Source organism: Flavobacterium sp., assembly GCF_049590715.1.
Classification (GTDB): Bacteria; Bacteroidota; Bacteroidia; order Flavobacteriales; family Flavobacteriaceae; genus Flavobacterium.
This window is the reverse complement of record NZ_JBAWDL010000261.1, coordinates 1-7,428: the sequence shown is the minus strand read 5'-3', so window position 1 is coordinate 7,428 and position 7,428 is coordinate 1. Positions and strand designations below refer to the sequence as shown.

Here is a 7,428-nt window from a genome sequence, read left to right as displayed (position 1 = left end):
GATAAACTAACAAGAAATTTATAACGCATTGATATAGATTAAATTAAAATAAAAATTAGGTCGTCAAATATATAACTTTTTTTTACTTCTCATAGAAAAAGAAACACTTAAAAACCACATTTAACATTTTTTTGTAACTAATACTTTACACTAAGGCTTTTGTTAAATTTGCTTTTTGTTAAAATTATGTTATTTTTGTTTTAATCATATCCCCGTTGCATGTCTAAACAGGCTTACTTTATCTTTTTTTTCTATATGACAATTAGCTTTTCTCTTATGGGTCAAAAAAAGATCCTTAGAGCAAAATCAATTATCAAAAATTCAACTTTAGAAGACCCCATTAACAAAAACACCCCGAATCCTAACGATGATATCGCTACTGATTTTATCATGTACGAACCTGACAATGGAAAACCTATTCCTAACGAAAAAAGAACCGAAGTCAAAGTATCATACGATAATACAGCTATCTATATTTCGGCTTTGCTATATGATAACGAGCCTGACAAAATCCTTAAAGAAATAACGAATCGCGATGTATTTGGTGCATCTGATCATTTTTCAGTATATATCAATGGATTCAATGACGGCCAACAAGATTATCGCTTTTATGTTAGTGCAGCAGGAGTACAAATGGATTGTCTAGCCACCGAAGACGAAGAAGATTTTACTTGGGATGCTATTTGGGAAAGCAAAGTAAAAACAAACGACTATGGTTGGACTGTAGAAATGAAAATTCCATATGCTGCTTTACGATTCTCGAACACCAAAGACCAAACTTGGGGTTTGAATTTCATGCGAGAAATAAAATGCAAAGTCCAAAAATACACATGGAATTATGTCGATACCAAGATCGGAGCCGTAATCACTCAAGCAGGAATCCTGAAAGGAATAGAAAATATTACACCACCCACAAGACTGTTTTTAATCCCCTACACTTCGGCTTATTATCAAGAGGACAAAACCACATCAGACCGAACGCTCAAGGCAGGATTAGACATTAAATACGGTATTAACGATTCCTTTACCCTTGACGCTATATTAGTTCCTGATTTTGGACAAACTAAATTTGATAACGCCATATTAAATTTAGAACCTTTTGAACAAACCTTGGTCGAAAACAGGCCTTTTTTTACTGAAGGAACCAATTTATTTAACAAAGGCGTGTTGTTTTACTCAAGAAGAATTGGAGGAAGTCCGATTACCGACAAAAGCACACTTGAAAGTCAAATCACAAACGACGAAGAAATCACCAACTTCCCTAGCACAGTAAATTTAATAAATGCAATTAAAATCTCTGGAAGGACTAAAAAAGGTTTAGGCATTGGATTTATGAATGCTATAACCGAAAAAACTTTTGCTACGATTCATAACAACGTTACAAACAAGGACAAAAACGAAGTAATACAACCTTTAACGAATTACAATATTGTTGTATTTGACCAGCGTTTTAGACAAAACTCCTCTTTTACTTTTATAAATACCAATACTACTCGAGACGGAAGCTTCAGGGACGCTAATGTTTCAGCAGTTTTATTTGATTTAAATACAAAATCAAACTCTTACAACTTGTATGGTGACTTCAAATACAGTAACATAACTGATTTTGAAAATTCAAACGGAATTAAAACGGAATTAGGTTTCGCAAAAACAAGCGGACAATATAGGTATGAGTTTGCAGGAAAGTACCTTTCAAGAAACTATGACACTAATGACTTGGGACTACTTTTTTTTAACAATTACCATAACGCTTACGCAAATGCAAGTTACCGAATAGTAAATCCCACGAAGTTATTCAATACTTTTAGTATAAATCAAACCTCTAATACCGAAATTGAAAATACAACAGGAAAATTACAAGCTGGAGCTATTGGAACGGAAATAAAAGCTTCTACACTAAAAAATGACGTTTTTCAATTTCTTTTCCAATTCACACCCTTTGAAACCTTTGATTTTTACGAACCTAGAACTGAAAATAAATACGTTTCATTACCGAAATTTCTTTATTCTTATATACAATTCACCTCAAACCCAAACAGACCATTTTCAATCACTTTTGAGCCTTCAATAACTGTATTTGATGAAAGAAACAGAAACATCTACGGACTTTATTTGAGTACAAAGTACCGTTTCAACAACCGCTTTTCAGTTTTACTCGCATCAGAATTCAATATTCAAAACAACGACAGAGGCTGGGCTGCCTTTGATAATTCAGATGTCATATTCGGACTCAGAAACCGACAAATATCACAAACTGATTTAACTGGAAAATATGCTCTTAGCAACAGGATGACACTTAATTTTACCGCTCGCTATTACTGGTCATTTTCTGAAATTAATCAATTTTCAACATTACAAGCTAACGGTCAACTAATAGATAATAATAATTATATAATGAATAAAAATAGAAATTTCAATTCTTGGAATTTTGATTTTTCCTATTCATGGTGGTTTGCTTCTGGTAGTGAAATATCCTTCCTCTACAGAAATTATGCTCAAGAAGACAATAACATTATAGAACACAGTCTGGACACCAATTTAAAAAATGTTTTCAATAGTAATTTAACCAATATTTTTTCGATTAGAGTTCGATATTTCATTGATTATAATTCACTTGCCAAATAACCCATCGTTTTTCCACAACAAATAGCCCTAACTTTGTTAGGTCATCGTTTTTAAATCAATAATACTAATTCAGGATTGCCTCAAAGTTTATAAAAGTTTTATATTTGCATAAAACTTGACAAAATGAACAAAAAAGTAATCCTTATGATATTAGATGGTTGGGGAAAATCTCCTGACCCAAAAGTATCTGCAATAGACAATGCCAACGTCCCTTTCATAAATAGCTTATATCAAAAATACCCTAGCGCACAATTACGTACAGACGGACTACATGTAGGACTTCCTGAAGGACAAATGGGGAATAGTGAAGTAGGTCACATGAACTTGGGTGCAGGAAGAATTGTATACCAAGATTTAGCCAAAATCAATTTGGCTGTAGCCAATAAAACACTAGCAAAAGAGCAAGTTCTTAAAGATGCTTTTCAATACGCTAAAGATAATAACAAAAAAGTACACTTCTTAGGGTTAGTTTCTGATGGTGGTGTTCACTCTCATACGTCACACTTACGTGGTTTAATTGACGCCAGTCAAGCTTATGGATTAGAAAATGTATTTATTCATGCTTTTACTGATGGTCGTGATGTAGATCCTAAATCAGGAAAAAAATACATTCAAGATTTACAAGATTATATTGCTTACACACCTGTAAAAGTAGCTTCGGTTATTGGTCGTTATTATGCCATGGATCGTGATAAAAGATGGGAGAGAGTAAAACTAGCGTATGACTTAATGGTGAATGGTACTGGAACTCCAACACATGACATTGTAACCTCAATCGCTACTAGTTATGGAAATGATGTTACTGACGAATTCATTCAGCCGCTTGTGGCTGTTGATAGTAATGACAAACCATTAGCTACAATCGCAGAAGATGACGTTGTTATTTTCTTTAATTTCAGAACAGATAGAGGTCGTGAATTGACTGAAGCGCTTTCGCAACAAGATTTCCACGAACAAAACATGCACAAACTAAACTTGTACTATGTTACGTTGACCAACTATGACGAAACATACAAAAACGTTAAAGTCGTATACAACAAAGACAACATCACAGAGACACTTGGTGAAGTTTTAGAAAAAGCAAGCAAAAAACAAATTCGAATTGCTGAAACGGAGAAATACCCTCACGTAACTTTCTTCTTTTCAGGAGGTCGTGAAGAGCCTTTTATTGGCGAAAGCCGTATCCTTAAGAACTCTCCTAAAGTTGCTACATATGACTTGCAACCTGAAATGAGTGCTTACGAACTAACTGATGCATTAGTTCCTGAAATCGAAAAAGGAGACGTTGATTTTGTATGTTTGAATTTTGCAAACGGCGACATGGTAGGACATACAGGAATGATGGATGCCGCTATAAAAGCTTGTGAAGCCGTTGATAAATGTGTTGAAAGAGTCATCACTGCAGCTATTGCAAATGATTATACGGTACTTGTAATTGCAGATCACGGAAACTGTGAAACCATGATTAATCCTGATGGAAGTCCAAATACAGCACACACAACAAATCCAGTTCCATTTATTTTGGTTGACAAAGAAATCAAAAAAGTAAATGACGGAGTTCTTGGTGATATTGCCCCAACAATCCTAGATTTAATGGGCGTAGCACAACCAGCTGTAATGTCACAACATTCTTTATTGTAAAATAAACGCTTACTATCATAGTCAAACTGCTTCATTATTGGAGCAGTTTTTTTATGCCTTGTTTTTAGTTTTAGGAGCAGAACATCCAGTGTTTTCAGGAGAGATAGTTCCCGCTATCCATTACAATCTTCTGGCGGGATAAACGCCCCGCCACAAGGATTTCCATTTCTATCGGGGCTAAGAGGAAAGATCAGGTATGTTTATCACGATCTCTATAGAAATTGCTCTACAAAATAAATCACAAGCCCTACAAATCCGCCTACAACCGTTCCATTAATCCGTATAAACTGAAGATCTTTGCCTACTTCCATTTCTAATTTATCGGCAATTTCTTTTTTATCCCAACTCTGAACAGATGTCGCAATCAAATCACCTATCGCTTTTTTATTTCGAAGCAAAACACCTAATGCATCTACTTTTATAAAATTAGTAATCTTAGCCATCATCACAGCATCATTCTGAATGTCAGTACCAAAATCACAAATCATTTTCGTTATGCTCAATTTTATTTTAGATGCAGCACCTTTTTCTAAATCGGTCAAAACAGCATTTTTCATCTCTAACCAGATCGATCCAATATAATCTTGTACCTCTGGTTTCTTCGTGAATTCAACCACTAGCCTACTAATTTTCAATTGCATTTCAGGAGAACTTTTCAATTCAGCAATAAAACTTAAAACATAGTCATTAATCTTTTTACGAATGGAACTTTCGGGTTGTTTTGCCATATCAAGAAACTCATAAAGTCCATTAAAAACACCATCAGCAATTTTCTTATCAGCCACTCCTAATGTGTACCAAGGTGTTGCGTTTTTGACCTTATCTCTAATTTCATTTCTATTCGCCTCTAATTCTGCTGACAAAATAGTTAAAACATTCGTTATCAATTGTGCTTGTTTGTCATCCTTGGACAATGCTTCTAAACCGATCGCTACCCATTCGCCAAAATTCATTTGTTGCATTTTACTTTCAAATTGCTCCAAAATAAACATTTTCACATCAGCATTCTCCACTGTTTTCAAAACACCTGGAATCACATTTTCAACTACTAACGAGGCAATCGTACTAGCATTTTTTTCTTCTTTCAACCAGTTAGTGGCTTTTGACGGAAAGTCAAATTCATCCAACTTCACTTCTAATTTTTCCTTAATCAAAAACTCATCCGATACAAAAGTTCCTAAATTTTGACCTATCGCATCTTTGTTGTTTGGAATCAGTGCCGTATGCGGAATAGGAATTCCCAAAGGATGCTTAAACAAAGCCACTACGGCAAACCAATCCGCAATGCCACCCACCATAGCGGCTTCACTAAATGCTTTCAACCACCCTATCTTGTAATGATGCGCTATAAAAAAACAAAATACTGCCGCTCCCAAAACACTTAGCGCAATGCTTTTCATTTTCATTAAATTATTTCTTTTAGCCTGATTACTCTCCATAATACTATTCACTTTTTTAATTGAACATACTAATTTAGTGATTTGTTTTTTAGAAAGATCAACACAGTACAATCAAGTCTAATAAAATAAATAAGAGTCAAAATTTCATAATCAATAGTAATACTATTATATTTGCATAAAAAGTACTCAAAATGAAATCAATATTATCAAACCTACAAATTAGGGTCAATGAAAAAATATACGTCAAAGATCCAGAAACTTCAATTTTAGGAAAGAAAATAATCCAAGAAAGCATTCTGCTAATTGATAAAATAGGTTTTGATACTTTTACTTTCAAGAAATTAGGAGAAAAAATTGGGTCGAATGAAAGTTCCATTTATCGTTATTTTGAAAACAAACACAAGTTATTAGTTTACTTATGTTCTTGGTACTGGTGTTGGGTCGAATATAAAATGGTTTTTAAGATGACTAATATTGAAGACCCGATGGACAAATTACAACGAGCCATTATTGTTGTTACAGAAAAAGCGGAAGAAGATCATTCCATACCCCATATCAATGAAGCTATTTTGTACCGTATTATCATCACTGAATTCACAAAAACCTTGCATACTAAAGAAGTTGATGACGAAAACAAAGAAGGCTTTTTCTTAATCTATAAAAATGTAATTAATCGAATCGTAGCCTTAATAATTGAAGTGAGCCCAAACTACCCCTATCCTAAAAGTTTAGCTTCTTCTATCATTGAGGGAACGTTGCATCAATGTTTTTTGAAAGATCACTTAAAAACCATCACAAACTGCAATGAAGAAATCACCCCTACAGATTTTTACTTAAACCTTATTACAACGATTTTAAAAAAATAAAAGAGATGAAACCATTACAACGATTCTACAACCTACTACAACTAGACAAGAAAGATGTCTATCAACTATTTTTTTATGCTATCTTTTCGGGATTAGTGAGTTTATCACTGCCATTAGGAATCCAAGCCATTACTAATTTTATACAATCTGGTAGAGCTAGTGTCTCTTGGATCATATTAATTGTTTTGGTTGTTTTGGGAGTTGCCTTAGTTGGAATACTATCATTAATGCAATTGAGAATTACAGAGAATTTACAACAAAAAATATTTGTACGTGCTTCATTTGAATTTGCATTACGATTGCCTAAAATTAAGTTTGAAGAATATTATGACAGCTACCCTCCAGAATTAGCTAATCGATTTTTTGACACACTAACTATTCAAAAAGGAACATCAAAACTGCTTATTGATTTTTCGGCTGCTTTACTACAAATCATTTTCGGAATCATTTTGCTATCTCTTTACCATAATTACTTTATCATTTTTGGTATTCTATTATTGATTTTACTTTTTTTTATTTTCAAATTTTCATATAACTCAGGACTACAAAGCAGTCTTAATGAATCAAAATACAAATACAAAGTAGCGGCATGGCTACAGGAATTAGCCCGTAACAATTTCAGCTTTAGAAATCAATTGCATCACGATTATGCTTTAAACAAAAATGACGTTATCGCAACCGAATATTTAAAATACAGAGAGAAACATTTTACGGTGATCAAATCGCAATTCACCCAGCTGATTGGCTTCAAAACTATTATCACAGCCAGTTTATTATCAATCGGTGGGTATTTAGTATTATCACAAGAAATGAATATGGGACAGTTTGTAGCGGCCGAAATCGTAATTCTGTTGGTAATTAATTCTGTTGAAAAAATAATTATTGGTTTGGAAACT

Annotated in this window: 5 protein-coding genes; 4 read left to right on the top strand and 1 reads right to left on the bottom strand. The window is 33.6% G+C overall.

Annotated features, from left to right (window positions below; translation table 11 throughout):
• Nucleotides 1-276 precede the first annotated feature (276 nt).
• The gene (locus WBQ70_RS11910) at nt 277-2,625 is read left to right on the top strand and encodes a DUF5916 domain-containing protein (RefSeq protein WP_423914475.1); all 2,349 of its coding nucleotides are present in this window, start codon (nt 277-279) and stop codon (nt 2,623-2,625) included.
• Nucleotides 2,626-2,748: 123 nt separating this feature from the next.
• On the top strand, nt 2,749-4,266 hold the full coding sequence (gene gpmI, locus WBQ70_RS11905) for a 2,3-bisphosphoglycerate-independent phosphoglycerate mutase (RefSeq protein WP_423914474.1): 1,518 nt from the start codon (nt 2,749-2,751) through the stop codon (nt 4,264-4,266).
• 212 nt (nt 4,267-4,478) lie between these two features.
• Here gpmI and WBQ70_RS11900 read toward each other — a convergent pair whose 3' ends face one another.
• The gene (locus WBQ70_RS11900; protein WP_423914471.1) at nt 4,479-5,705 is read right to left on the bottom strand and encodes a DUF445 domain-containing protein; all 1,227 of its coding nucleotides are present in this window, start codon (nt 5,703-5,705) and stop codon (nt 4,479-4,481) included.
• 152 nt (nt 5,706-5,857) lie between these two features.
• Here WBQ70_RS11900 and WBQ70_RS11895 point away from each other — a divergent pair, with 152 nt between their 5' ends.
• Both WBQ70_RS11895 and WBQ70_RS11890 read left to right on the top strand, forming a co-directional pair.
• Complete coding sequence (locus tag WBQ70_RS11895; protein WP_423914468.1) at nt 5,858-6,532, top strand: TetR/AcrR family transcriptional regulator; 675 nt, start codon at nt 5,858-5,860, stop codon at nt 6,530-6,532.
• 5 nt (nt 6,533-6,537) lie between these two features.
• On the top strand, nt 6,538-7,428 hold an 891-nt coding region (locus WBQ70_RS11890; protein ID WP_423914466.1), incomplete at its 3' end, for an ABC transporter transmembrane domain-containing protein.

What these genes read in the sequence shown, in the direction of transcription:
- WBQ70_RS11910 (WP_423914475.1), top strand. Translation starts at nt 277, where the DNA reads ATGGGTCAAAAAAAGATCCTTAGAGCAAAATCAATTATCAAAAATTCA.
- gpmI (WP_423914474.1), top strand. Translation starts at nt 2,749, where the DNA reads ATGAACAAAAAAGTAATCCTTATGATATTAGATGGTTGGGGAAAATCT.
- WBQ70_RS11900 (WP_423914471.1), bottom strand. Translation starts at nt 5,705, where the DNA reads ATGGAGAGTAATCAGGCTAAAAGAAATAATTTAATGAAAATGAAAAGC.
- WBQ70_RS11895 (WP_423914468.1), top strand. Translation starts at nt 5,858, where the DNA reads ATGAAATCAATATTATCAAACCTACAAATTAGGGTCAATGAAAAAATA.